This window comes from Streptomyces speibonae, from assembly GCF_984686075.1.
Genome location: NZ_OZ480260.1, coordinates 2,749,715 through 2,771,933, shown reverse-complemented (window position 1 = coordinate 2,771,933; position 22,219 = coordinate 2,749,715). Strand labels below are relative to the sequence as shown.

At 70.1% G+C, this 22,219-nt stretch carries 20 protein-coding genes and 2 tRNA genes; 15 read left to right on the top strand and 7 right to left on the bottom strand.

The annotated features are described in order from the left end of the window. Nucleotides 1-121 precede the first annotated feature (121 nt). The 4 genes from AC5L3C_RS12245 to AC5L3C_RS12230 all read left to right on the top strand — a co-directional run bounded on the left by AC5L3C_RS12245 (nucleotide 122) and on the right by AC5L3C_RS12230 (nucleotide 4,085). Entirely contained in the window at nucleotides 122-715 is a 594-nt protein-coding gene (locus AC5L3C_RS12245) for a M48 metallopeptidase family protein (RefSeq protein WP_493649027.1), read from the top strand. 136 nt (nucleotides 716-851) lie between these two features. Then, nucleotides 852-2,618 carry a TerD family protein gene (locus tag AC5L3C_RS12240; RefSeq protein ID WP_493649026.1) on the top strand — a complete coding sequence of 589 codons (1,767 nt, stop codon included), beginning with the start codon at nucleotides 852-854 and terminating at the stop codon, nucleotides 2,616-2,618. 13 nt (nucleotides 2,619-2,631) lie between these two features. Then, entirely contained in the window at nucleotides 2,632-3,312 is a 681-nt protein-coding gene (locus AC5L3C_RS12235; RefSeq protein WP_493649025.1) for an AIM24 family protein, read from the top strand. Between the two features lie 17 nt (nucleotides 3,313-3,329). Next, nucleotides 3,330-4,085 carry an AIM24 family protein gene (locus tag AC5L3C_RS12230; RefSeq protein ID WP_493649024.1) on the top strand — a complete coding sequence of 252 codons (756 nt, stop codon included), beginning with the start codon at nucleotides 3,330-3,332 and terminating at the stop codon, nucleotides 4,083-4,085. Between the two features lie 76 nt (nucleotides 4,086-4,161). Here the strand turns inward: AC5L3C_RS12230 and AC5L3C_RS12225 are convergent, their stop codons facing one another. Then, nucleotides 4,162-4,689, bottom strand: coding sequence for an NUDIX hydrolase (locus AC5L3C_RS12225; protein ID WP_493649023.1), 528 nt, complete (start codon nucleotides 4,687-4,689; stop codon nucleotides 4,162-4,164). Further along, complete coding sequence (locus AC5L3C_RS12220; RefSeq protein WP_493649022.1) at nucleotides 4,686-6,125, bottom strand: zinc-dependent metalloprotease; 1,440 nt, start codon at nucleotides 6,123-6,125, stop codon at nucleotides 4,686-4,688. Before AC5L3C_RS12220 ends, AC5L3C_RS12225 begins: the two co-directional genes overlap by 4 nt. Nucleotides 6,126-6,317: 192 nt before the next feature. Here AC5L3C_RS12220 and AC5L3C_RS12215 point away from each other — a divergent pair, with 192 nt between their 5' ends. The 4 genes from AC5L3C_RS12215 to AC5L3C_RS12200 all read left to right on the top strand — a co-directional run bounded on the left by AC5L3C_RS12215 (nucleotide 6,318) and on the right by AC5L3C_RS12200 (nucleotide 9,516). Beyond that, the gene (locus AC5L3C_RS12215; RefSeq protein WP_493649021.1) at nucleotides 6,318-7,430 is read left to right on the top strand and encodes an SDR family oxidoreductase; all 1,113 of its coding nucleotides are present in this window, start codon (nucleotides 6,318-6,320) and stop codon (nucleotides 7,428-7,430) included. Between the two features lie 96 nt (nucleotides 7,431-7,526). Further along, entirely contained in the window at nucleotides 7,527-7,985 is a 459-nt protein-coding gene (locus tag AC5L3C_RS12210; protein WP_493649020.1) for a molybdenum cofactor biosynthesis protein MoaE, read from the top strand. A 204-nt stretch (nucleotides 7,986-8,189) separates the two neighbouring features. Beyond that, a complete protein-coding gene (locus AC5L3C_RS12205) occupies nucleotides 8,190-8,321 on the top strand; it encodes a hypothetical protein (RefSeq protein ID WP_260604944.1) in 132 nt (43 codons plus the stop codon). A gap of 100 nt (nucleotides 8,322-8,421) precedes the next feature. Continuing rightward, nucleotides 8,422-9,516, top strand: a complete 1,095-nt coding sequence (locus AC5L3C_RS12200) for a YlbL family protein (RefSeq protein ID WP_493649019.1) — start codon at nucleotides 8,422-8,424, stop codon at nucleotides 9,514-9,516. A gap of 8 nt (nucleotides 9,517-9,524) precedes the next feature. Here the strand turns inward: AC5L3C_RS12200 and AC5L3C_RS12195 are convergent, their stop codons facing one another. Further along, nucleotides 9,525-10,067 carry a PPA1309 family protein gene (locus AC5L3C_RS12195; RefSeq protein ID WP_493649018.1) on the bottom strand — a complete coding sequence of 181 codons (543 nt, stop codon included), beginning with the start codon at nucleotides 10,065-10,067 and terminating at the stop codon, nucleotides 9,525-9,527. A 163-nt stretch (nucleotides 10,068-10,230) separates the two neighbouring features. Between AC5L3C_RS12195 and AC5L3C_RS12190 the strand changes: the two genes are divergently transcribed. The 4 genes from AC5L3C_RS12190 to AC5L3C_RS12175 all read left to right on the top strand — a co-directional run bounded on the left by AC5L3C_RS12190 (nucleotide 10,231) and on the right by AC5L3C_RS12175 (nucleotide 15,652). Then, a complete protein-coding gene (locus AC5L3C_RS12190) occupies nucleotides 10,231-13,188 on the top strand; it encodes a UPF0182 family membrane protein (RefSeq protein WP_493653837.1) in 2,958 nt (985 codons plus the stop codon). 57 nt (nucleotides 13,189-13,245) lie between these two features. Further along, nucleotides 13,246-13,319, top strand: a tRNA-Met gene (locus tag AC5L3C_RS12185). A gap of 223 nt (nucleotides 13,320-13,542) precedes the next feature. Continuing rightward, on the top strand, nucleotides 13,543-15,360 hold the full coding sequence (locus AC5L3C_RS12180; RefSeq protein ID WP_493649017.1) for a tetratricopeptide repeat protein: 1,818 nt from the start codon (nucleotides 13,543-13,545) through the stop codon (nucleotides 15,358-15,360). Nucleotides 15,361-15,578: 218 nt separating this feature from the next. Beyond that, nucleotides 15,579-15,652 (top strand) — tRNA-Met (locus AC5L3C_RS12175). Between the two features lie 82 nt (nucleotides 15,653-15,734). Here AC5L3C_RS12175 and AC5L3C_RS12170 read toward each other — a convergent pair. Beyond that, nucleotides 15,735-16,151, bottom strand: a complete 417-nt coding sequence (locus AC5L3C_RS12170; protein WP_359599988.1) for a Fur family transcriptional regulator — start codon at nucleotides 16,149-16,151, stop codon at nucleotides 15,735-15,737. 146 nt (nucleotides 16,152-16,297) lie between these two features. Between AC5L3C_RS12170 and AC5L3C_RS12165 the strand changes: the two genes are divergently transcribed. Next, the gene (locus AC5L3C_RS12165) at nucleotides 16,298-17,749 is read left to right on the top strand and encodes a catalase (protein ID WP_493649016.1); all 1,452 of its coding nucleotides are present in this window, start codon (nucleotides 16,298-16,300) and stop codon (nucleotides 17,747-17,749) included. Nucleotides 17,750-17,820: 71 nt separating this feature from the next. Here the strand turns inward: AC5L3C_RS12165 and AC5L3C_RS12160 are convergent, their stop codons facing one another. From AC5L3C_RS12160 to AC5L3C_RS12150, 3 genes are all read right to left on the bottom strand, one after another. Further along, nucleotides 17,821-18,225, bottom strand: coding sequence for a CBS domain-containing protein (locus AC5L3C_RS12160; RefSeq protein WP_493649015.1), 405 nt, complete (start codon nucleotides 18,223-18,225; stop codon nucleotides 17,821-17,823). Between the two features lie 1,010 nt (nucleotides 18,226-19,235). Beyond that, nucleotides 19,236-19,781, bottom strand: coding sequence for a P-loop nucleotide/nucleoside kinase family protein (locus AC5L3C_RS12155; protein ID WP_493649014.1), 546 nt, complete (start codon nucleotides 19,779-19,781; stop codon nucleotides 19,236-19,238). Between the two features lie 14 nt (nucleotides 19,782-19,795). Further along, the gene (locus AC5L3C_RS12150) at nucleotides 19,796-20,554 is read right to left on the bottom strand and encodes a GntR family transcriptional regulator (RefSeq protein WP_493649013.1); all 759 of its coding nucleotides are present in this window, start codon (nucleotides 20,552-20,554) and stop codon (nucleotides 19,796-19,798) included. Between the two features lie 235 nt (nucleotides 20,555-20,789). Here AC5L3C_RS12150 and AC5L3C_RS12145 point away from each other — a divergent pair, with 235 nt between their 5' ends. Next, nucleotides 20,790-21,644 carry an RNA polymerase sigma factor gene (locus AC5L3C_RS12145; protein WP_493649012.1) on the top strand — a complete coding sequence of 285 codons (855 nt, stop codon included), beginning with the start codon at nucleotides 20,790-20,792 and terminating at the stop codon, nucleotides 21,642-21,644. Continuing rightward, nucleotides 21,641-22,189, top strand: a complete 549-nt coding sequence (locus AC5L3C_RS12140) for an HNH endonuclease (RefSeq protein ID WP_493649011.1) — start codon at nucleotides 21,641-21,643, stop codon at nucleotides 22,187-22,189. Before AC5L3C_RS12145 ends, AC5L3C_RS12140 begins: the two co-directional genes overlap by 4 nt. Nucleotides 22,190-22,219: the final 30 nt, after the last annotated feature.

The following is a 22,219-nucleotide window of genomic DNA, read 5'->3' as shown; positions in this document are numbered from 1 at the left end:
CGTCGAAAGTTGTCCACAGGTGACCGAATTCTTCGTACAAATCCGGCGCACGGTGGTGGGATCGGGAGGGAACCGTCCCGGGGTCAAGACTTCCCCGTGCCCAGCGGGTACCGTGCGGGGCGTGCCCGCCGACCCACTGCACCGCTCCGGAACGTCCCAGCGCAGCGCGAGCCAGCCGACGAGCGGCTCACGGGCGAGCGCGATCGAGGTCCGCAGGAGCGCCCGTCGACGCAGAACGGTCTCCGCGTACCGCGAGGGCGATCGCACCGTGGTGCTCATCCCCGCCCGGATGTCCGAGGCGGAGGAGCAGCGCTGGGTGAACGTCATGCTCGACAAGCTGGCCGCCCAGGAGAGCAAACGCGCGCTCGGGGACACGGAGCTGGCCGAGCGTGCCCGGCGGCTGTCGGACCAGTACTTCGACGGGCGGGCGGTGCCCGCCACCGTGCGCTGGGTGACCAACCAGAACACGCGCTGGGGCTCGTGCACCCCGTCCGAGGGCAGCATCCGGCTGTCGCACCGGTTGCAGGGCATGCCCGACTACGTCGTCGACTACGTCCTCTGCCATGAGCTGGCGCACCTGCTGGTGCCCGGGCACGGGCCCCGCTTCTGGCGGCTGCTGGAGGCGTATCCCAGGACGGAGCGGGCCCGCGGCTTTCTCGAAGGTGTCGTCGCGGCCGGCCGGCTGCCGCATGTGCCCGGTGCGGGCGATGAGTGAGTGCCGCCGGGTGTGAGCGCACCGTAGGCCCGTGCATGCGTTGTGTACCGGGTCTGTACCGACTTCCTTCGGTGTCGGTGTTTGCCGTTAGCCTGGCGCGACGCACTCACATTCGGGATGGGGGACGGTCGTACGCATGGCCAGGGAATTCCAACGCGGCCACAAGGCCAGGATCAGTGACCTCACCGCGGGCACGGATCTGTACGTAGGTGTGCAGATCTCCGGCCCGGGGCTGACCTTCGACATCAGCTGCTTCGGTCTGGACGCCGACGAACGGCTTTCGGACGACCGCTACTTCGTCTTCTTCAACCAGCCGAAGTCTCCCGAGGAGTCCATTCAGCTCCTGGGCGCGCAGGCGGGGGACACGGAGTCGTTCCGGGTGACGCTGGACCGGATCCCGCAGCAGATCAAGAAGCTGTCCTTCACGGCGACGATCGACGGGGCCGGGCAGATGTCCCAGGTCGGCCCCGGATACATCCGTATCGTCGCGGGCGGCGAGGAAGTGGCCCGGTACCCGTTCAGCGGTGCGGAGTTCTCCACCGAGCGCGCCGTGATGCTCGGCGACTTCTACTTCAAGGACGTGTGGCGCTTCGCCGCCGTCGGCCAGGGCTTCGACGGCGGGCTCGAGGCGCTGCTGAAGAACTTCGGCGGTGAGGTTGCCGAGGAAGAGCCGGCCGCGCCGCAGCAGCAGCCGGCCGCCGGCGGCGCCGCACCCGGCTTCGCGCCGCCCGCCCAGGCCGCCGCGCCGCCCGCGTTCGGAGCACCGGCCGGAGGCCCCGCACCCGCACCCGCACCCGCACCCGCGCCGGCTCCCGCTCCGGCCCCCGCGCCCGCTCCGGCCCCCGCGCCGCAGCCCGCCGCCCAGGGCTTCGCCCCGCCTCCGGGCGGCGCCACGCCGCCTCCCGCGCCCGCGCCCTCCGCGCCGCCGGTGCACTCCGCGCCGACGATCGCCGCGCCCATGGGCACGCCGCCCGGCGGCTTCCCCGCCCCGCCGCCCGCCCCCACGCCCCCCGGCCAGCAGCCCCCGTACGGCCAGCCCGCCCCGCCGCCCGGCTACGCGCAGCCGCAGGCGCCGCAGGCCCCCGCCCCGCCGCCCGGCTACGGACAGCAGCCCCCGCCGCCTCCGGGGTACGGCCAGCAGCCCCCGCCCGGACAGGTGCCCCACCAGCAGGCCCCCTACGGCGCTCCCCAGGCGGCTCCGCAGGGCGCTCCGCAGGGCATGCCCCAGGGCGCTCCGCAGAGCCCCGGCGTCATGGGCGCGCTCCAGCAGTTCAAGGAGACGCCCACCGGACAGCGCTGGACGCAGCAGAACAAGAAGCTCGTCCGCGCGGACCTGAGCATCGGCGGGACGCCCGTGCTGGCCCGGCAGGGCAGCATGGTGCTCTACCAGGGCAAGGTCGACTTCAGCTACAAGGGCGCCGGGTTCTCCGGCCGCATCGTGGGCAACGCCACCGGCCAGGAGATGCAGCTGATGCGCTGCACCGGCCAGGGCCAGGTGTTCTTCGCCGAGGACTCCACGATGCTGCACCCGATCGAGCTCCAGGGCGACGCCGTGTGCGTCTCCGCGGAGAACGTCCTCGCCTTCGACGAGGGCCTGCAGTACGAGGTCCGCCGCATCGAGGGGCACGGCATCCCCGGCGGCGCGCTGTTCACGATGCAGTTCCAGGGCACCGGCACGATCGTGGTGAAGACCCACGGCACGCCCGTGGTGCTGCCGGTCACGCCCACCACCTTCGCCGACTGCAACGCCGTGGTCGCCTGGTCGGCCGCGTCCCAGGTGGTCGTCTCCAGCCAGGTGCGGATGCGCCGCAACTCCTATCCCGGCGACACCGGGGAGAGCATCAACCTCCAGTTCCGGGGCGCACCCGGCAACTTCATCGTCGTCCAGCCGTACGAGATCTGAGGGAGTGCCCGTCATGAACCAGCCACTCGCGGGCTACGCCCCCGCCCCCGTCACCGCCCGCATGGAGAACCACGGCAACCATATGCTGAAGGTCGCCATGCAGACCGGCAACGACCTTCTCGCGCGCGTGGGGTCGATGGTCGCCTACGAAGGGTTCGTCCAGTACGAGCCCAACCCGCCCGCCGTCCGCCAGATCGCCAAGGACTGGCTCACCGGTGAGGGCGCGCCCCTGATGAAGTGCTCCGGCGACGGCCTGCTCTACCTCGCCGACTACGGTGCCAACGTCGTCGTGATCAACCTCAACGGCGACGGCATCTCCGTCAACGCCACCAATCTGCTCGCCTTCGACGCCCATCTCACGTGGGGCGTGGAGCGGGTGAAGGGCCTGGCGAAGTTCGCCGGACAGGGCATGTGGAACACCAAGATCAGCGGACAGGGCTGGGTCGCGCTCACCTCGCGCGGCAAGCCGATCGTCGTCGACTGCGGCGGCGGAGAGGACGAGACGTACGTCGACCCGGACGCCCTGGTCGCCTGGTCCCCGAACCTCAAGGTGAAGGGCAAGCGCAGCTTCCGCGCCCAGTCGCTGATCGGCCGCGGCAGCGGCGAGGCCTTCCAGATGGCCTTCTCCGGTCAGGGCATCGTCGTCGTCCAGCCCAGTGAGGACAGCACCGACCGTCTCCGGGTCCGGGGCTGAGGGGGAGCAACCACATCATGCAGAGCCCGCTTTTCGCGTTCAACGAACAGCAGACCCAGGACCGCTGGAGCCTGCAGAACCAGCAGATGCTCCGCGTCGGCCTCGAGGGTCACGACGACGTCCTCGCCCGCAAGGGCAGCATGGTCGCCTACCAGGGACTCGTGGAGTTCGACGCCGAGTTCCAGAGCAGCGGCGCCTCCCGCGCGCGTGCGCGCACCGGTGAGGGCCTCGACCTGATGCGCTGCCACGGGCAGGGCACCGTCTACCTCGCCAACCTCGCCCAGCGCATCCACATCATGGAGGTGGAGGGCGACGGGCTGACGGTCGACAGCAGCTATGTGCTCGCGATGGACTCCTCGCTGCACCACGAGGTCATCGCCGTCGACAGCCTGTACGGCATCTCCGGCTCGGGGAAGTACCAGCTCAACATCACCGGCACCGGCAAGATCGCCCTGATGACCTCCGGCATGCCGCTGCTGATGCAGGTGACGCCGGACAAGTACGTCAACTGCGACGCCGACGCGATCGTCGCCTGGTCCACCTCCCTGCGGGTGCAGATGCAGGCGCAGACCCACTCCTCCGGGGTGTGGCGGCGCCGCGGCAGCACCGGTGAGGGCTGGGAGCTCAGCTTCATGGGCAGCGGCTTCGCGCTCGTCCAGCCCAGCGAGCTGCTGCCGCCGCAGAACGCCCAGATCGGCTCGGGCCTCGCCGCGCAGTACGGCATGGGACAGCAGGGCGCCCGCGGCCAGAACCAGGGCAACGTCTGGAACTGACCCGCGTACCGGAACAGCAGTAAGGGGTGGCCGCCACGGCGGTCGCCCCTTACGCGTGTCGCCCCTTACACGTGTCTCAGCCGTCCAGCCTGGTGCGGGTCGCCCCGACCAGTCGGCGGACCGACTCGTCGGCCACGCCCTCGACCTCGTCGTAGCGGAACCAGCGCAGGTCCAGGGACTCGTCGCTGATCGCGTGCACGGCGTCCGGGGCGGCCACGGCCGCGTACTGGACGTCGAAATGGCAGTGACAGGGCGGCGGGATCGGATGCCGGTCGAGGCGCACGGGGCCGCCCGGCAGCAGCGTCAGGTCCTCGATGCCCGACTCCTCCCTCGCCTCCCGCAGGGCCGCGGCGGCGAGCGAGGCGTCCCCGGGCTCGCAGTGGCCGCCCATCTGGAGCCACATCCGCAGCTTCCTGTGCAGGGTCAGCAGCACCCGGCCGCGCTCCGGGTCGATCACCAGGGCGCTCGCCGTGACATGGCCGGCCGTACAGGCCTTCCACACCCCGTCCGGATGGGCGGCGAGATGCTCCAGATAGTCCTGACGCAGCTCCGGCTGGCCCTCGAACCCCTTGAGGACGAGGACCGCGTCGTCGTGCAGGCTCACTCCGCGCCGTCGCCCTTCTTCTCGTCCCCGCCGTCGTCCTTCTTCCGGAGGTCGGGCTTGTCGGCGGCCTCGCCGAGCATCTTGTCCAGCTCGGAGAAGTCGATCTGCTCGCGGTGCACGAACCCGTCGGGGTCGTCCAGATCGGTGGCCGTCGGCAGCATGTCCGGGTGCGCCCACAGGGCGTCCCGGCCGTCGACCCCGCGCGCGTCGGTGAGCGAGGCCCACAGGCGCGAGGCGTCGCGCAGCCGGCGCGGACGCAGCTCCAGACCGATCAGCGTGGCGAACGTCTGCTCCGCCGGACCGCCCGAGGCGCGGCGCCGGCGCAGCGTCTCGCGCAGTGCGTCGGCCGACGACAGCCGGGGCTTGGCCGCCGCGTGGACCACCGCGTCCACCCAGCCCTCGACCAGGGCCAGCGCCGTCTCCAGACGGGCCAGGGCCGCCTTCTGCTCCGGCGTGTCCTCCGGCTGGAACATGCCCTGCTGGAGAGCCTCCTGCAGCTGCTCGGGGTTCTGCGGGTCGAACTGGCCGACGACGTCCTCGAGCTTGCCGGTGTCGACCTTGATGCCGCGCGCGTAGCCGTCGACCGCGCCGAAGAGATGCGAGCGCAGCCACGGGACGTGCGCGAACAGGCGCTGGTGGGCGGCCTCGCGCAGGGCGAGATACAGCCGCACCTCCTCCTGGGAGACGCCCAGGTCCTTGCCGAAGGTCTCGATGTTCAGCGGCAGCAGCGCGGCCCGGCGGGCCGGGCCCAGCGGCAGGCCGATGTCGGACGAACCGACGACCTCACCGGCGAGCACACCGACGGCCTGCCCGATCTGCGTGCCGAACATGGCGCCGCCCATGGAGCGCATCATGCCGATCAGCGGGCCGGCCATGGCCTGCATCTCCTCCGGCAGGACGTCGCCCATCGCGTTCCCGACGCGCTCGGCGACCGGGTCGACCAGCTCCCGCCAGGCCGGCAGGGTGGCCTCGACCCACTCCGCGCGGCTCCAGGCCACGGCGGAGTTGGCGCCCGAGGGCAGCGAGGTGGCGTCGTCCAGCCACAGGTCGGCCAGGCGGACGGCGTCCTCCACGGCCTTGCGGTCGGCCGGGCCGACGCTCGCGTCCTTCGACCCGCCCGCCGTGCCCTGCGACACGGTCTGCCGGGCGATCTGCTTGGCCATGTCCCAGTTCACCGGCCCGCCCTCGTAGGAGAGCATCTGGCCGAGCTGCTGGAACGCGGCCCCCAGGTCGTTGGGGTTCAGCGACCCGAACATCGCGGCGAACGGATTGTCCGCGTCGGGGCCGCCGCCAAAGCCTCCGGCTCCGGGCATGCCGAAACCGAACGGGTTGGCCGGGCCCTGACCACCGCCGCTCTGCGGGTCCTTCTTCTTGCCTTCGTCGCCGTCGTCCGGCTCCTCCGGCGGAAGGCCGAATCCGAATGGGGTGTCACTCACGGGATTCCTCGGCTTGTAGGGCCGCCGGTTCTTTCCGGCGGCACGGCTGCCCGACAACACCACCCAGCGTAGACACCTGAAGCGGATCGGGCCTCGGTGCTTCGCCGACAGAAGGCCTGCGGCAGGATGGATGCCACCTGGTACGTACGCGTCGCTTGCGCTCGTACTGAAGACAACCGCTGGAGACGCCCGGTGAGTTCCCCAGATCCGCAGGTTCGCGCAGCGCGAAACAACTCAACCAGCCCCGCGGCGCGCGGGCCCGTCGTAGCGGTCACCGGAGCCGCGTCCGGCGTCGGTGCGCTGCTCACCGCGCGGCTCGCCGCGTCGGAGGAGATCAAGCAGGTCATCGCCCTCGACGAGCGGCGCGGCGAGTGCGCCGGGGCACGCTGGCACATCCTGGACGTACGGGATCCCGCCATCGCGGAGAAGCTGCGCGGTGCCGACGTGGTGGTCCATCTCGCGCTCGACCTCGATCTGGAGACCGACGGCGCCGCCCGAACGGCCTACAACGTGCGCGGCACGCAGACGGTGCTGACGGCCGCCGCGGCCGCCGGGGTGCACCGCGTGGTGCTGTGCACCTCGACCATGGTCTACGGCGCGCTGCCCGACAACGAGCTGCCGCTGTCCGAGGACGCGGAACTGCGCGCCACGGCGGAGGCCACCGGCGTCGGCGACCTCCTGGAGATCGAGCGACTGGCCCGCCGCGCGCCGCGCGCGCATCCCGGCCTCAACGTCACCGTCGTCCGCCCCGCCGTCCTCGTCGGCGGCACCGACACGGCGCTGACCAGGTACTTCGAGTCGCCTCGGCTGCTGGTGGTGGCCGGATCACGGCCCGCGTGGCAGTTCTGCCACGTCGACGACCTGTGCAGTGCCATGGAGTACGCCGTGCTGGAGAAGGTCGACGGCGAGCTGGCCGTCGGCTGCGACGGGTGGCTGGAGCAGGAGGAGGTCGAGGAGCTCAGCGGCATCCGGCGGATGGAGCTGCCCTCGGCGGTCGCGCTCGGCGCGGCGGCCCGCCTGCACCGGATCGGGCTCACCCCGTCCCCGGCCGGGGACCTGGCGTACACGATGTACCCGTGGGTGGTGAGCGGGAGCCGGCTGCACGACGCCGGGTGGCGGCCCGCCCACACCAACGAGGAGGTCCTCGAGGAACTGCTGGAGGAGGTGTCCGGCAGGCACACGGTGGCCGGCCGCCGGCTGGGACGCAAGGACGCCACGGCCGCGGGTGCGGCGGGCGCGACGGTGGCCCTGCTGGGCGCGGCAGCCGTGGTACGCCGGGCCCGCAAGGCACGGCGGCGCATCTAGGGCCGCCGCTCCCGCGGGAGGCTCCGAGGGCGCACGCGCGTGTGCCGGGTGATGCGGCTATTCCGTGTTGTCGTGCCCGTGGGGCACGATGGGGGCATGGCATCCACGCACGATCACCCGGGTGAGCAGGCCGCACAGGATCCGATCAAGCTGATCGGGATCCGCGACACGCCGTTGTCGGTGGACGAGGTCCTCCGCGCGGTGGGCGACGACGCGGCCGGCGGGACGGCGCTGTTCGTCGGGACCGTGCGCAACCACGACGGGGGCGCGGACGTCGACGCGCTCGGCTATTCGTGCCACCCCAGCGCCGAGGACGAGATGCGGCGCATCGCCGAGAAGGTCGCCGCCGAGTTCCCCGTACGGGCGCTCGCCGCCGTCCACCGCGTGGGGGATCTGCGGATCGGTGACTTCGCCGTGGTCGTCGGCGTGTCGTGCCCGCACCGGGGTGAGGCCTTCGAGGCCTGCCGGAAGCTGATCGACGACCTCAAGCACGAGGTGCCGATCTGGAAGCACCAGCGGTTCACTGATGGGACCGATGAATGGGTCGGCGCGTAGCGCCGTCGTCGAGGGGCGGTGGTCGGGCGACGGGCGGGCGGGTCGGGGCCTGCTGAGCGGGGCCGGGGCTCCGGTTGCGTAACCGCACCCCTGACGTGAGCGTTGTCACTGCGGATGGTTAATCTGCTGATCAGTCAGTGTTGCGGACGCTCATGGGGTTGGGAGGTCGGCATGGCGGCGCTTGCCTGGTTGCTGATTCCGCTTGTGGCGGCTGTCGGAGCGGGGCTGTGGGGCAGTTGGGCCAACCGGACCCGCAAGGTGCGGGGCGACGGACCCGAACTCACCGGTTACGCCCGCTTCCGCGAGGCCATGGAGAAGCCGCGCTCGGACCGCTGAAGCAGGTGAGGCAGCAGGTCACGGTGGAGGACGCGGACAGGGCCGCTCGTCCGGGCGGCCCTGACGGTGCGCTGACAGGGCCGTCCCGTACTGTCGAGTCATGCCACGCCGCACCGCGACGATGCTCGCCTCCACCCTGATGCTGATCGCGCTCCTGTGCGCGGGAGTCTTCATCCCCGTGCCGTACTCGGAGATGTCGCCCGGGCCGACGGTGAACACGCTGGGCGAGCACGACGGCGAGCCGGTGCTGCAGATCGCCGGGCACAAGACCTACCCGACGGACGGCAACCTCAACATGACCACGGTGCGGGTCACCAGTGCCGACTACCGGATGAACCTGGTCGAGGCCGTCTACGGATGGCTCGCGCACGACAACAAGGTCGTCCCGCACGAGACCCTCTACCCCGACGGCAAGACGGAGGAGGAGTCCACCCAGGAGAACGCCGAGGAGTTCAGCCAGTCCCAGGAGAGCGCCAAGGTCGCGGCCCTGAAGGAGCTCGACGTCCCGGTGAAGTCCTGGGTGATCGTCTCCACGGTGGTCAAGGGGTCCCCCTCCGAGGGCAAGCTGCACGCCGGTGACGTGATCAAGGCCGTGGACGGCGAGACGGTGAAGGAGCCGGCCGACGTCGCCGAACTGGTGACCGAGCACAAGCCGGGCGAGGACGTCGTCTTCACCATCGTGCCCGCCGGGGAACAGGCCGCCGCCGAGAAGGAGGGCCGGACGGCGACGAAGACCGAGAAGGTCACGATCACCACCGCGACCTCCGACGACGCCGGCGAGGAGCGCGCCATAGTCGGCATCTCCGCCGGTACGGACCACACCTTCCCGTTCGACATCGACATCAAGCTCGCCGACGTGGGCGGGCCCAGCGCGGGTCTGATGTTCGCCCTCGGCATCTACGACAAGCTCACGCCCGGCAGCCTCACCGGCGGCGCCTTCGTCGCCGGCACCGGCACCATCGACGACAACGGCGAGGTCGGGCCGATCGGCGGCATCGAGATGAAGACGGTCGGCGCGCGCGACAAGGGCGCCGCGTACTTCCTCACCCCCGCCGAGAACTGCGCGGCGGCCGCCGAGGACACCCCCGACGGCCTCACCCTGGTGAAGGTGGACACCATGGACGACGCCCTGGGCGCCCTGGCGGACATCCGCTCCGGCGACACCGACGACCTGCCGAAGTGCACGACGTCCTGACCGGACCGCTACTCCGCGAACGTCGCCGTCAGCGCCTCCGCCAGCCCCGGAACCAGATCGGAACCGGTGAGCACCTCCGTGGGCGAGTCCTTCGCGCGCAGCCGCAGAGCGGACTCGCGGGCGCCGTCGCGCAGCACCGCGACCGTCATCCGCACCTCCTGACGCTCCGGGTGCTCGGCCACCCACGTGGCCAGCGCGGCCTCGTCCAGATCCTCGGGGACCTGAGCCTCGGCGGACGGCGGCAGCATCAGCCGCTCCACGGTCAGCGCGCAGCCGGCCACCGCCTCGGGCCAGGCGACGGTGCCCAGGAACTCGTCCAGCGGTTTGCCCGTTGGAATGCTGTCCTGCTCGATCGGGGTGAAGGCGGTGGTCTCCTGCTCGGCGTCCGGGCCGAGCCGGCCCGCGAGCGAGGGCTGCTCGGCGCGCAGCCGGGCGGTGTCCACGAGGGCGAAAAGTCGGGCGGGCTGGTCCCAGCCGAGTCCGGAGGCGTACTCGTCGATCTCGAGCACGGCCCGGGTGAGCGGGTTTGCGGCCATGGGTGTGTTGGACATGGTCACAATCCTCTCTCGTTCCTCACCGGAATCGGGAACCGAGTAAAGGGTGAGTAAGTTGCATAGGTGTGGGCCCGCGAACACGGGGGGCCACGACGGTCCGTGAAACCGCGGGCCCGACGGATCAACAGCGATTTTCGAGGTGCCTACCTTGGCTTTCCAGATGCCGGACCGCGGCGGAGGCCCGACGGGGCCACGGATCAGAGTGGGCCGCCCGTCCCGGCGGGTCCGGACCCTGCTCATGACACTGGGCGTCCTGGCCGTCCTCGGCATGGTGTTCACCATGTTCGCGGGGTTCTGGACCGACTGGCTGTGGTATCGCTCGGTCAACTACTCGTCGGTCTTCACGACGACCCTGTGGACCAAGATCGGGCTGTTCTTCGTCTTCGGTCTGCTGATGGCCTTCGCGGTCGGCTTCAACATCTGGCTGGCCCACCGGATGCGGCCGCCGCTGAGTGCCATGTCGATGGAGCAGCAGAACCTCGACCGGTACCGCATGGGCATCGCCCCGTACAAGAAGTGGCTGCTGCTCGGCATCACCGCCCTGGTGGGCCTCATCGCGGGTGCGTCGGCGTCGGGCCAGTGGCGCACCTGGCTGATGTGGGTCAACGGTGTGTCCTTCGGGCAGAAGGACCCGCAGTTCAAGCTCGACGTCTCCTTCTACGCCTTCGACCTGCCCTGGTACCGGTTCCTGCTCGGCTTCGGCTTCGCCGCCACGATCCTGGCGCTGATCGCCGCCGCGCTCACCCACTACCTCTACGGCGGGCTGCGCGTCACGAGCCCGGGCGCACGCGCCACGGCCGCGGCCACCGGACATCTCTCGGTGCTCCTCGGGATGTTCGTCGCGCTGAAGGCGGTCGCCTACTGGCTCGACCGGTACGGGCTCGCGGTGAAGTCCAGCGACTTCAAGGCGACGGACAGCTGGACGGGGCTGCGGTACGTCGACGCAAACGCCTATCTGCCGGCCAAGACGATCCTGTTCTGCATCGCGGTCATCTGCGCGCTGCTGTTCTTCGCCACGCTGTGGCGGCGCACCTGGCAGTTGCCCGTGATCGGCTTCGGCCTGATGGTCCTGTCGGCGATCCTCATCGGCGGCCTCTACCCGGCGATCGTGCAGAAGTTCCAGGTCCAGCCGAACGAGCAGGCCAAGGAAGCGCCGTACGTCGAGAAGAACCTCAAGGCCACGCGTGAGGCCTACGGCATCGACGACGCCGACGTCGCCGAGTACCCGGGCACCGCCCAGACCGAGGACAAGACCCGGCTGCGGGACGACGTCACCGACACGGCGAGCATCCGGATCATGGACCCGAACATCGTCTCGCCGACGTTCCAGCAGCTCCAGCAGATCAGGAACTACTACGCGTTCCCGACCAACCTGGACGTCGACCGCTACAACAGCGACGGCGAGGACCAGGACACGGTCATCGGTCTGCGTGAGCTCAACCTCAACGGCATCCCCAAGCGGAACTGGATCAACGACCACTTCCGCTACACCCACGGCTACGGTGTCGTCGCCGCGGAGGGCACCAGCGTGGGTTCCGGCGGCCGTCCGGAGTTCACCGAGTCCGACCTGCCGTCCAAGGGCGAGCTCGGCTCGTACGAGCAGCGCGTCTACTACGGCGAGCGGACGACCACGTACTCGATCGTCGGCGGTCCCCAGAAGGAGATCGACTACTCCGACGACAGCGGTGAGAAGACGTACAGCTACGAGGGCGACAGCGGGGTCAACCTCGCCAACCCGGTCAACCGGGCCGCCTACGCGGTCGCGTTCAGCGAGCCGCAGATCCTGTACTCGGGCGCGATCGGTGAGGGCTCGCGGATCCTGTACAACCGCACGCCCAAGGAGCGCGTCGAGGCGATCGCCCCCTGGCTGACCATCGACGGCGACGCCTACCCGGCGGTCGTCGACGGCCGGATCCAGTGGATCGTCGACGCCTACACGACGACGAACGGCTATCCGTACGCGTCGCGGACCACCCTCGGTGACACCACCGCCGACTCGCTGACCGCCACCAACGACCAGCGCGCGGTGGTGGCCCAGCAGAACCAGGTCAACTACATCCGCAACTCGGTGAAGGCGACCGTCGACGCCTACAGCGGCGAGGTCAAGCTCTACCAGTGGGACACCCAGGACCCCGTCCTCAAGACGTGGATGAAGGCGTTCCCCGACACGGTGGAGCCCAAGAGCGAGATCTCGGACGACCTGCTGGCGCATCTGCGGTACCCGCAGGACCTGTTCAAGGTGCAGCGCGAGCTGCTGACCCGCTACCACGTCGAGGACGCCAACACGTTCCTGAGCGGCAGCGAGGTCTGGCAGGTGCCGGACGACCCGACGAACAAGACGGGCGACGCGGTGCCGCCGTACTACCTGAGCATGCGGATGCCCGACCAGCAGGATCAGGTCTTCTCGCTCACCACGACGTTCACCCCCAACGGACGTGACAACCTCAGCGCGTTCATGGCGGTCAACGCCGATCCGGGCACCGACGACTACGGCAAGATCAGAGTGCTCAAGCTGCCGACGAGCACCACCGTCGCCGGACCCAAACAGGTGCAGAGCCAGTTCAACTCCGAACAGGACATCGCCGAGTCCATCAGGCTGCTGAGAGGCGGCGACTCGGAGGTCGAGTACGGCAACCTCCTGGCCGTACCGCTCGACGGAGGACTGCTCTACGTGGAGCCGGTCTACGTACGCGGTGGGGGACTGAAGTACCCGCTGCTGCGGAAGGTGCTGGTGACCTACGGCGGCCAGACGGCGTTCAAGGACACCCTCGAGCAGGCGCTGGACAAGGTCTTCGCCGGTGAGGGCACGCCCGTCGAACCCCCGACCGGTGAGGACGAGGGAGCCGGCGAGGACGAGGGGACCGGCGAGGAAGAGGGCACCGAGCCACCGCCCGCGGCCGACAACCCCACGGTCCAGGAGGCCCTGGACGACGCCCAGAAGGCCTTCGAGGACGGCCAGGAAGCCCTGAAGAACAACGACTGGGAGGCCTACGGCAAGGCGCAGAAGGCCCTGGAGGACGCGCTCCGCAAGGCTGAGGAGGCCCAGTCGGACGGAGGGGGGGGCGGCGCCGGCGGCGGGGAGAGCAGCCGCGAGCCCGACGCCGGTCCGAGCAGTTAGCGAGCAGGCCGGTCAGAGGCTCCCCCCCCGCGCCGTGCTACGGTTGCAGCACAACGGCGCGGGGTGGAGCAGCTCGGTAGCTCGCTGGGCTCATAACCCAGAGGTCGCAGGTTCAAATCCTGTCCCCGCTACTGAAGTCGCGCACTAGGCGACGCCAAAGGCCCGGATTCCTCACGGAGTCCGGGCCTTTGTGGTGTGCGAACGCATGTGCTTCGACGGTCGACGGTCGCGCCGCCGACGGGAGTTGGAGGGTGTGTGTTTGACTTGTCTCTCTGTGGGCATGTCGACAAAACGCTGTAGTGACCTCACTGACTGCGGTATACCAGGTGTACCCAGGTTGCAGGTGGTGCGACGATGGATGGTATGGGGGACAAGGCATCTCTGTACGAGACAGGGCGTTTTGCGCAGTTCTCCCGCCGGGAGGACTCTCGCGACGAGGCCGGGGAGGCCGCCGACGAGGCGGCGGAGGAGCTGCGCCAACGACTCGCGGCCGAGGCCGGCGACGTCGAGGCGATGAGCGTCCTCGGCGCCATGCTGCTGCGCCGCGGTGATCTCGACGGAGCCGAACCCCATCTGCGTGCCGCCACCGCCGCGGGCGACCGCGCCGCCGCCAACAACCTCGGCGTTCTGCTGCATCAGCGGGGCTACCCCGACGAGGCCGCCGGCTGGTGGCGGATCGCCGCCGTCGCCGGCTCCACCGCCGCGGCCCACGCCCTCGGCCGCCACCACCGCGAGCGCGGCGACGAACCCGCCGCCGAGTACTGGCTGCGCCAGTCCGCCGAGCAGGGCCACGCGCTCGGCGCCTACGCCCTCGCCGACCTGCTGGAACACCGGGGGGACACGGCCGGCACCGAGCGCTGGATGCGGGCCGCCGCCGAGCGGGGGCACCGGGAAGGGGCCTACCGGCTGGCCCGCGCACTGGACCGCAAGGCCGCGCGGGAAGCGGACGAGGACGGCGCCCCGCTGCTGGAGGAGGCCGAGCAGTGGTACCGGCAGGCCGCCGCGCGCGGGCACCGCAGGGCCGCGCTGCACCTCGGGGCGATCCTGGAGAAGCGCGGTGAGCTCAAGGAGGCCGGCCGCTGGTACCTGACCTCCGCCAAGGACGGCGAGGCCCGGGCGGCCTGTGCGCTCGGCTTCCTGCTGCGCGACGCCGGTGACACCGAGAACGCCGCCGTGTGGTGGCTGCGGGCCGCGCAGGACGGCGACGGCAACGCCGCCAACGCGCTGGGCGCGCTGCACGCCGAGCGGGGCGAGACCCAGACCGCCGAGCGCTGGTACCGGGCCGCGATGGACGCCGGTGACATCAACGGCGCCTACAACCTCGGGCTGCTCTGCGCCGACCAGGGCCGCACGGTCCCGGCCGAGCAGTGGTACCGCCGGGCCGCCTACGCCGGACACCGCGAGGCGGCGAACGCGCTGGCGATCCTGCTGCTGCGGGCCGGCGACGAGGCCGGCGCGGAGCCGTGGTTCTCCAAGGCCGCGGAGGCCGGCAGCGTGGACGCCGCGTTCAACCTCGGCATCCTGCACGCCGGCCGGGGCGAGGACGACGCCGCGCTGCGCTGGTACGAGCGGGCGGCGGCGGCCGGGCACACGGAGGCGGCGCTCCAGGTCGGCATGGCACGGCTGCGGGACGGCGAGGAGAGGGAGGCCGAGCGGTTCCTGCGGTGTGCGGCGGGCGGCGGGAGCGCCGAGGCCGCGTACCGGCTGGCGACGGTGCTGGACGCCCGCAGGCCGCCGGAGCCGGCGCACGAGCTGGGGGAGCCGGTGAACCGGCGCAGCGAGTGCGAGGAGTGGTACGAGCGGGCGGCCTCGCAGGGGCACCGGCGGGCGCAGGTGCGGGTCGGCATGCTCGCGGCGGCGCGGGGCGACGTCGTCGAGGCGGCACGGTGGTACCGGGAGGCGGCGGAGGCCGGGTCGCGCAACGGGGCGTTCAATCTGGGGCTGCTGCTGGCGCGGGAGGGGAGCGAGCCGGAGGCGGCGGTGTGGTGGACGCGGGCGGCGGACGCGGGGCACGGGCGTGCGGCGTTGCGGCTGGCGCTGGTGTATGCGCGGCGGGGGGAGCTGGCGGAGGGGCAGCGGTGGGCGGATCGGGCGGCCGCGCTGGGGCCTGCGGCGGTGACGGAGCGGGCTACGCGGTTGCGGGACGCGTTGCGGGAGGAACTGTCGGCGTGACGCTGCGCCGGGCTGGGTGAGGTGCGGGCGGGGGTGTTGCGCAGCCCGGCGATTGCGGGGTGCTTCCCCCACTCTCGGCTCCGCTCGAGCGGGAGGTACCCCCAGCACCCACCCGTGCCGCCCTGCGGCACGATTGCCCGCAGCTGGGGCGGTGGCGCTGCCGGCAGCTATGCGATTTGCTTCTGTGGTCTGGGGTGACGTACTGTTTCGTTTGTCGACGCGGGGTGGAGCAGCTCGGTAGCTCGCTGGGCTCATAACCCAGAGGTCGCAGGTTCAAATCCTGTCCCCGCTACTGAAACCGAGGGCCGGAATCCGAACGGATTCCGGCCCTCGGTGTTTGCCCCGAGCGCACCGGCGCCGCGGGGACCGTTCGCCTAGGCCGACGCGCAGTTCGGGCAGACGCCGCGGTAGGTCACTTCCACGTCGGACACCGTGAAGCCGAAGCGCTCCGTGTCGGGGAGGTCGGCCAGCGGGTTGCCGGTCGGGTGGACGTCACGGATCGCGCCGCACTGCGCGCACACCAGGTGGTGGTGGGGGCGGTGGGCGTTGGGGTCGTAGCGCTTGGCCCGCTTGTCCGTGGCGACCTCGAGCACCTCGCCGAGCGAGACCAGCTCGCCCAGGGTGTTGTAGACGGTCGCCCGGGAGATCTCGGGCAGCTTGGCGACCGCCCTGGCGTGCACCTCGTCGGCCGTCAGATGGACGTGTTCGCCGTCGAGGACCTCGGCCACCACACGGCGCTGCGCGGTCATCCGCCATCCACGTCCGCGCAGCCGTTCCAGAAGGTCACTCATAGGCACCAGCCTAACAGCAGGGGGAACCAGGTCCCGAACGGGTGTGACTTTGGAGCCTTGCTTGACTTAGACAATGTCCATTGTAGGATCGAGCGTGGCTTTAGCCAAGGGACAGGTTTGGTCAGCATATGACGCAGGAGGCGTACGTGACGCAGGGACCGCTCACTACGGAGGCCGGTGCTCCGGTTGCCGACAACCAGAACAGCGAGACCGCGGGCGTCGGTGGCCCGGTCCTCGTCCAGGACCAGCTCCTTCTGGAGAAGCTGGCCCACTTCAATCGTGAACGCATCCCGGAGCGGGTGGTGCACGCCCGCGGTGCCGGTGCGTACGGCACCTTCACGGTGACCGCCGACGTCACGAAGTACACGCGCGCCAAGTTCCTCTCCGAGGTCGGCAAGCAGACGGAGACCTTCCTGCGCTTCTCCACGGTGGCCGGCAACCTCGGTGCCGCGGACGCCGTGCGCGACCCGCGCGGTTTCGCGCTGAAGTTCTACACCGAGGAGGGCAACTACGACCTCGTCGGCAACAACACCCCGGTCTTCTTCATCCGGGACGCGATCAAGTTCCCCGACTTCATCCACACCCAGAAGCGCGACCCGTACACCGGCTCGCAGGAGGCGGACAACGTCTTCGACTTCTGGGGTCTGTCGCCCGAGTCCACGCACCAGGTGACCTGGCTGTTCGGCGACCGCGGCATCCCGGCGTCGTACCGCCACATGGACGGCTTCGGCTCGCACACCTACCAGTGGAACAACGAGGCCGGCGAGGTCTTCTGGGTCAAGTACCACTTCAAGACGGACCAGGGCATCAAGAACCTGACCGCCGAGGAGGCCGAGATCCTCGCGGGCAAGGACCCCGACTCCCACCAGCGGGACCTGCGCGAGGCCATCGAGCGCGGCGACTTCCCGTCCTGGACCGTCTACGTCCAGGTGATGCCGGCGGCCGAGGCGGCCACCTACCGCTTCAACCCGTTCGACCTGACCAAGGTCTGGCCGCACGCGGACTACCCGCTGATCGAGTTCGGCAAGCTGGAGCTCAACCGCAACCCGGAGAACATCTTCGCCGAGGTCGAGCAGTCGATCTTCAGCCCCGCCCACTTCGTGCCGGGCATCGGTCCCTCCCCGGACAAGATGCTCCAGGGCCGCCTCTTCGCGTACGGCGACGCCCACCGCTACCGCGTCGGCATCAACGCCGACCACCTGCCGGTGAACCGCCCGCACGCCACCGAGGCGCGCACCCACGCCCGTGACGGCTACCTGTACGACGGCCGCCACAAGGGCGCGAAGAACTACGAGCCGAACAGCTTCGGCGGCCCCTTCCAGACGGACCGCGCGCCGTGGCAGCCCATCCCGGTCAGCGGTGTCACCGGTGAGTCGGTCACGCCCGTGCACGCCGAGGACAACGACTTCGTGCAGGCGGGCAACCTGTACCGGCTGATGGCCGAGGACGAGAAGGAGCGCCTGGTGAACAACCTGGCGAACGCCATCTCCGGGGTCACGCGCGACGACATCGCCGAGCGCGCGATCAACAACTTCCGCCAGGCGGACGAGGACTTCGGCAAGCGGCTGGAGGCCGCGGTCCAGGCCCTGCGCGGCTGATTCCAGCGCTGGACCGCTCGCCGGCCGACGGGCAGGACTCCCCTCGGGGGTCCTGCCCGTCACGCGTATCACTACGCCGGTACGTGCTGGGCGTCCCGCTGCCGCTCGGGTGCCCAGCAGCGGATGATGTCGCGGACCGAGACGATGCCGGTGGGCTCGCCCCGGTCGAGGACGATCAGATGGCGGAAACCGCCGTGGGTCATGGCGACGGCGGCCTCCTCCAGGGTCCAGGTCGGGGTGGCGAAGACGACGTCGGTGGTGGTGTGGGCGTGGGCGCGCTCGGTGTCCGGGTCCTGGCCGGCACCGACGGAGTTGAGGACGTCCCGCTCGGTGAGGATGCCGATGCCGGTGCCGTCGGGGTCCAGGACCACGGCCGCGCCCACCCGGCGGGCGGACATCAGGGCGGCGGCCTGTCGGAGTGTGTGGGCGGGGCCGATGGTGAGGACCACGGTGCTCATGGCGTCACGGACGAGCATGGATGGAGCCACCTCCTACTGGAAAACGCCAGGTCACGGGCGGGATGGCCCGCTCGTTCGCGATTTCACAAATTCACAAGTGGGGGGACTCTCAGAGTGGCAGGCAAAGCGCGGGTCAACAAGAGGGCGCGTGCGGCGGGATGGGGGCGTGCGCGTGGATCTTCCGCGGCTCAGTAACGCTGGTATTGAATCGCTTGTCCAGCGGGGTGCGGTGATGCGCCGCACCCCGCTGGAGAGCAGGGTTGTCGCTGTTGACGCCTGTCGTCATCTGTCGCGATCGGCCACCCTCGGACGGCCCACAGACGGCCCGGCCAAAGGCGCGGCAGGGCGTCCTCGGTGCGCGCCCTCAGCGCCGGGCCGTCGGCTGGCCAGATGGGGAGAAGCGGAAAGGAGCGGCCTACGGCCGCGCGTCCCTGGGCTCGCTGCGCTCGCGTGCCCGCCGCCCGTCCGTTGGGCGCGTGGTGCGCGGCTGCGGGCTCATGCGTGTGCTCGAGCCTTCCAAGGGGGGATCACAGGACGGGGCGTGGGCAATCGATCAGCCCTTCGCTTGGAAGGCCCAACAGCTCTTCAGGCGGGGCTGACAGCCGTTCGTGCTGCCCTCCTGCCCCTTCTGAAGAGCCCTCCCCCCACCTCTCTCCTAGAGAGTTAAGAAAAACAGCGTCCGCAGCATCCGCCGGGCAACACGCACCCCCTTTGACCTGCACTGTCCTAGCGGACGCTAAACGATTTGTTTAGCGTCCGCTAGCGTCCGCAGCGTCCGGTCACTCTCCGCTACTAAGAGTATGTCTTTGCAGGTCAATGCGGCTCTTAGAAGGGGGAGGGGTGCGGACGCTGCGGACGGTGAGTGCTCCGGAACGCCGAAGAGGAGCACCCCGGCGCCGCGCGTGGGTGCTCCTCTTCGATGTGCCGCCGCGCCACCGGAAGAGCGCGACGATCGTCGGGAATTCCGAGCATTGCCGCGCGCGAGCGTAGCGAGCTGCCAAGGGTCGCGCGGCCGTAGGCCGCACCTTCTATCCCTTGCTCTGCTGGGCAACCTCGCTCAGTGCCTTCAGTACCGACTCGGGGTCGCCGTTGTACGCGAGGTGCGGTTCGTCCGGCTCCGGCGGGACGAACCGGGTGCGGTAGCGGAGCAAATCGCTTTCGGCGAAGTAGATCGAGTTCGGGTCGGCTTCATGGCGTGCATTCCGCCGACTGACACGGGCCCACAGTTCCTCGTGGCTCGCTTCCAGGTAGACGAGCACTGTGCTTGCGCCCGCGTCGGTCGCGATCGTCCGCCAGTGAGCGCGGTCCTCCGGCGTCCAAAAGCCGTGGTCGACCACTACGTCACGCCCGGCCCGCAGTTGCTCGCGGAGCTCCACGGCGGTCTCTTCGAGGACCGGGCGTTCGAGGGTCGGGAAGACACCGCGGGGAAAGTCGACCCCGTAGACGCCATGTCGTCGGAACATCTCTTCGTCGGGGCAGAGTCGGAGGAAACCGCGGGCTGTGAGGGCGCGGGAAAGCGTGGTCTTCCCCGAGCCGGGCAGTCCTGCCATGAGCACACAAGCCGGTCGGGCCACGTGACCACCGGCCGTCACGGGGTGACTTCCGATTCCGTGCGCCACGTACGGCCGGGGCCCCCGAGGTCAACGCCGTACTCGACCACGTTGCTCTCAATGTCGACGAACTTTGCTGTCATCACTACTACGGGATCCGCTGGGGGTTGCGCGGGGTTCAGTTCCAGGAGGCGCGCGTCCTCAGGCGTCAAGAGACGTGCCGACGCGGTGTCGATCCGGTGAGTGATCGGTCGGCCCGTAGCCTGCGCGATGAGCTGTAGCGACGTTCCACCGGTCAGGCGGTCGCTCTTCATCAGCTGGGGGATCAGCCGCCCGTACCGCACGGGGATCCATGACGTGGAGTGCGCGACGATCCCGTGCCGGTCGCGGTACACCCGGCGTCGCCTGATCACCTCTGAACCAGGCGCAATGTCCAGCGCGCTCGCCACGTCTGCGGGCGCCGGCACAACGGCGGCTTGGTGGGAGTCGGACCGTTCGCCGGACCCCCAGCTTGACCCGCTGCGACGGCCCCGGTCCTGACGTTGGGAGCCGGACGACATGGGGGAGGGCCGATCCAGCACCTCTGTCCCGATGCCGTGGATGCCCCTGACCAACCCTTCGGTGCGCAGCTTCCGCAGCGCCTTTTCGGCGGTCGCGGTGCTGACTTTCCACTCCTGCGCGAGGTTCTTGATGCTCGGCAGGAGTGAGCCCGCCGGTAGTGCGCCGGACGTGATCAGCTCCGTGTAGTGGGCGGCAATCTGCGCGTACGGCGCTCGATTGTCGGCCTGCTCCGACATCTCCGTAGCTCCCTTGTCTCAGTGGACGCCATGCCTACTGTACCCCTTGACACCCTAGGGTGCCCTAGGGAACCTTAGGGATGTGCCCGCCGGTCGGATGGCTCGATCCGAGACCGCCTGTCCGGCGTGCGCTGAAACCCCGAAAGGCCCTGGTCAACGTCAGGGCAAAGCAAGGAGCGGCTCCCTACCGCCAAGCAGATAGCCGCTCCCTGACCCTCGAAGGGGCACATCAATCATGCCTGGAATCACTGTGGAACGGACGGGCGAGTCGGTCTCGTTACTGCGTGCGGCGCGCTTGGAGCGGGGCTGGAGCCTGAGGAAGCTTGTAGAGCGGCTGTGTGCCGAGGCGGACCGTCAGGACGTGCGGATTGGTACGCACCCGGGGTCGGTGAAGGCTCTGGCGATTTCGTGGGAGCTGGGTCGGCGTGCCCCGAGTGCGGTCTACGTGAAGCTGCTGACGGCTGTGTACGAGACGACGGCCGGAGCGCTGGGCATTCCGGAGCCCAAAACGTTCTCCCTGGACAACAAGCAGTTGGGCGACCTGTTCGCCAAGTACCGCGGGTTCGTGTGGGGGTACCTCTACCGCCGGGTGGGTCAGGACTTCCACCTTGCTGAGGACCTGATGATGGAGACGTTCATCAAGGTCGGTGAGGCGCTGACACGCATGCCGGAAGACTTCAGCGAGCTGGACAACGCCTACAAGTGGCTCGCTGTTCAGGCGCGTTGGGTCTTGGCGGACTACCGCAAGGCGCGTTTGACCTTCTCGAAGCGTGAGCGTCTGTTGGGCGCGGACGAGGAAGGTCAGCTGCCGGATTTCGAGGCTGAGGATGAGCTGTCGCGTCCGGAAGAAATGGTGATCAGCGGTCTGAGCCTGTTGGACCTGACGGCCGGGCTGACGGACGTAGAACGCGAGTTGATCGTGCTGCGCTTCGTCGACGGGCTGACCATGACCGCGGTCCAAAAGCGCATGGGGTTGACTCCGAGCCAGTCCTACACCGTGCTGCGCAAAGCCTTGGCGACCATGCGGGCCAACGCCGTGGTCATCTGGGACATCCCGGCCACCGTCGGCGCACTGGAGACGGCGGCATGAGCCGACGCAACAAGCTGTGTTCTGCCCGGCGGCGGCTGCGCAAGGAGCAGCTTGCGCGCCGTCACGGGCAGCGCTGCGCCTACTGCCGTCGGCCGTTCGCTGCACTGGATGAGGCCACTCTCGACCACATTGCGCCGAAGTCGCTGTGGTGGTCGTGGTCGGTCACCTCGCTCGTGCTGGCGTGCGTCGACTGCAACCAGGCCAAGGCCGACCGCTTCCCGCTCTCGCTCGCCCTGGTGTTGCTGGTGTGGGCCGACCCGACCGCGCCGGTCGTCCGGCCGGTCGACTGGCCGGTGTTGGCCCGACTCGCGCTCGCCCACCGTGAGGCGCTCATCAGCGTGACGACGTGCGTCACACCGGCCGTCACACCCGGCGTCACGGCCGTCGAGTCGGCCGCCCCGACCGGTGAACGGTCTACCCCCTGCCTGCATGAATCGACCCCGCACCGCCCCGACCGCCGGTCGGCCGTGTGGCCCGACTGCCTGCGCCCGCCCCGCCCGGTGCGGGTGTGCGCGGGCCCGACCGGAGAGGCGGTGCCCGCGTGAGCGAGGTGAACACTCAGGTGAACGCAACCC

Excerpts from the sequence above, each read along its gene's own strand:
- AC5L3C_RS12240 (WP_493649026.1), top strand. The coding sequence starts at position 852 with ATGGCCAGGGAATTCCAACGCGGCCACAAGGCCAGGATCAGTGACCTC.
- AC5L3C_RS12235 (WP_493649025.1), top strand. The coding sequence starts at position 2,632 with ATGAACCAGCCACTCGCGGGCTACGCCCCCGCCCCCGTCACCGCCCGC.
- AC5L3C_RS12230 (WP_493649024.1), top strand. The coding sequence starts at position 3,330 with ATGCAGAGCCCGCTTTTCGCGTTCAACGAACAGCAGACCCAGGACCGC.
- AC5L3C_RS12210 (WP_493649020.1), top strand. The coding sequence starts at position 7,527 with ATGGCATCCACGCACGATCACCCGGGTGAGCAGGCCGCACAGGATCCG.
- AC5L3C_RS12200 (WP_493649019.1), top strand. The coding sequence starts at position 8,422 with ATGCCACGCCGCACCGCGACGATGCTCGCCTCCACCCTGATGCTGATC.
- AC5L3C_RS12195 (WP_493649018.1), bottom strand. The coding sequence starts at position 10,067 with ATGTCCAACACACCCATGGCCGCAAACCCGCTCACCCGGGCCGTGCTC.
- AC5L3C_RS12190 (WP_493653837.1), top strand. The coding sequence starts at position 10,231 with ATGCCGGACCGCGGCGGAGGCCCGACGGGGCCACGGATCAGAGTGGGC.
- AC5L3C_RS12180 (WP_493649017.1), top strand. The coding sequence starts at position 13,543 with ATGGATGGTATGGGGGACAAGGCATCTCTGTACGAGACAGGGCGTTTT.
- AC5L3C_RS12170 (WP_359599988.1), bottom strand. The coding sequence starts at position 16,151 with ATGAGTGACCTTCTGGAACGGCTGCGCGGACGTGGATGGCGGATGACC.
- AC5L3C_RS12160 (WP_493649015.1), bottom strand. The coding sequence starts at position 18,225 with ATGCTCGTCCGTGACGCCATGAGCACCGTGGTCCTCACCATCGGCCCC.
- AC5L3C_RS12150 (WP_493649013.1), bottom strand. The coding sequence starts at position 20,554 with ATGTCGGAGCAGGCCGACAATCGAGCGCCGTACGCGCAGATTGCCGCC.
- AC5L3C_RS12145 (WP_493649012.1), top strand. The coding sequence starts at position 20,790 with ATGCCTGGAATCACTGTGGAACGGACGGGCGAGTCGGTCTCGTTACTG.
- AC5L3C_RS12140 (WP_493649011.1), top strand. The coding sequence starts at position 21,641 with ATGAGCCGACGCAACAAGCTGTGTTCTGCCCGGCGGCGGCTGCGCAAG.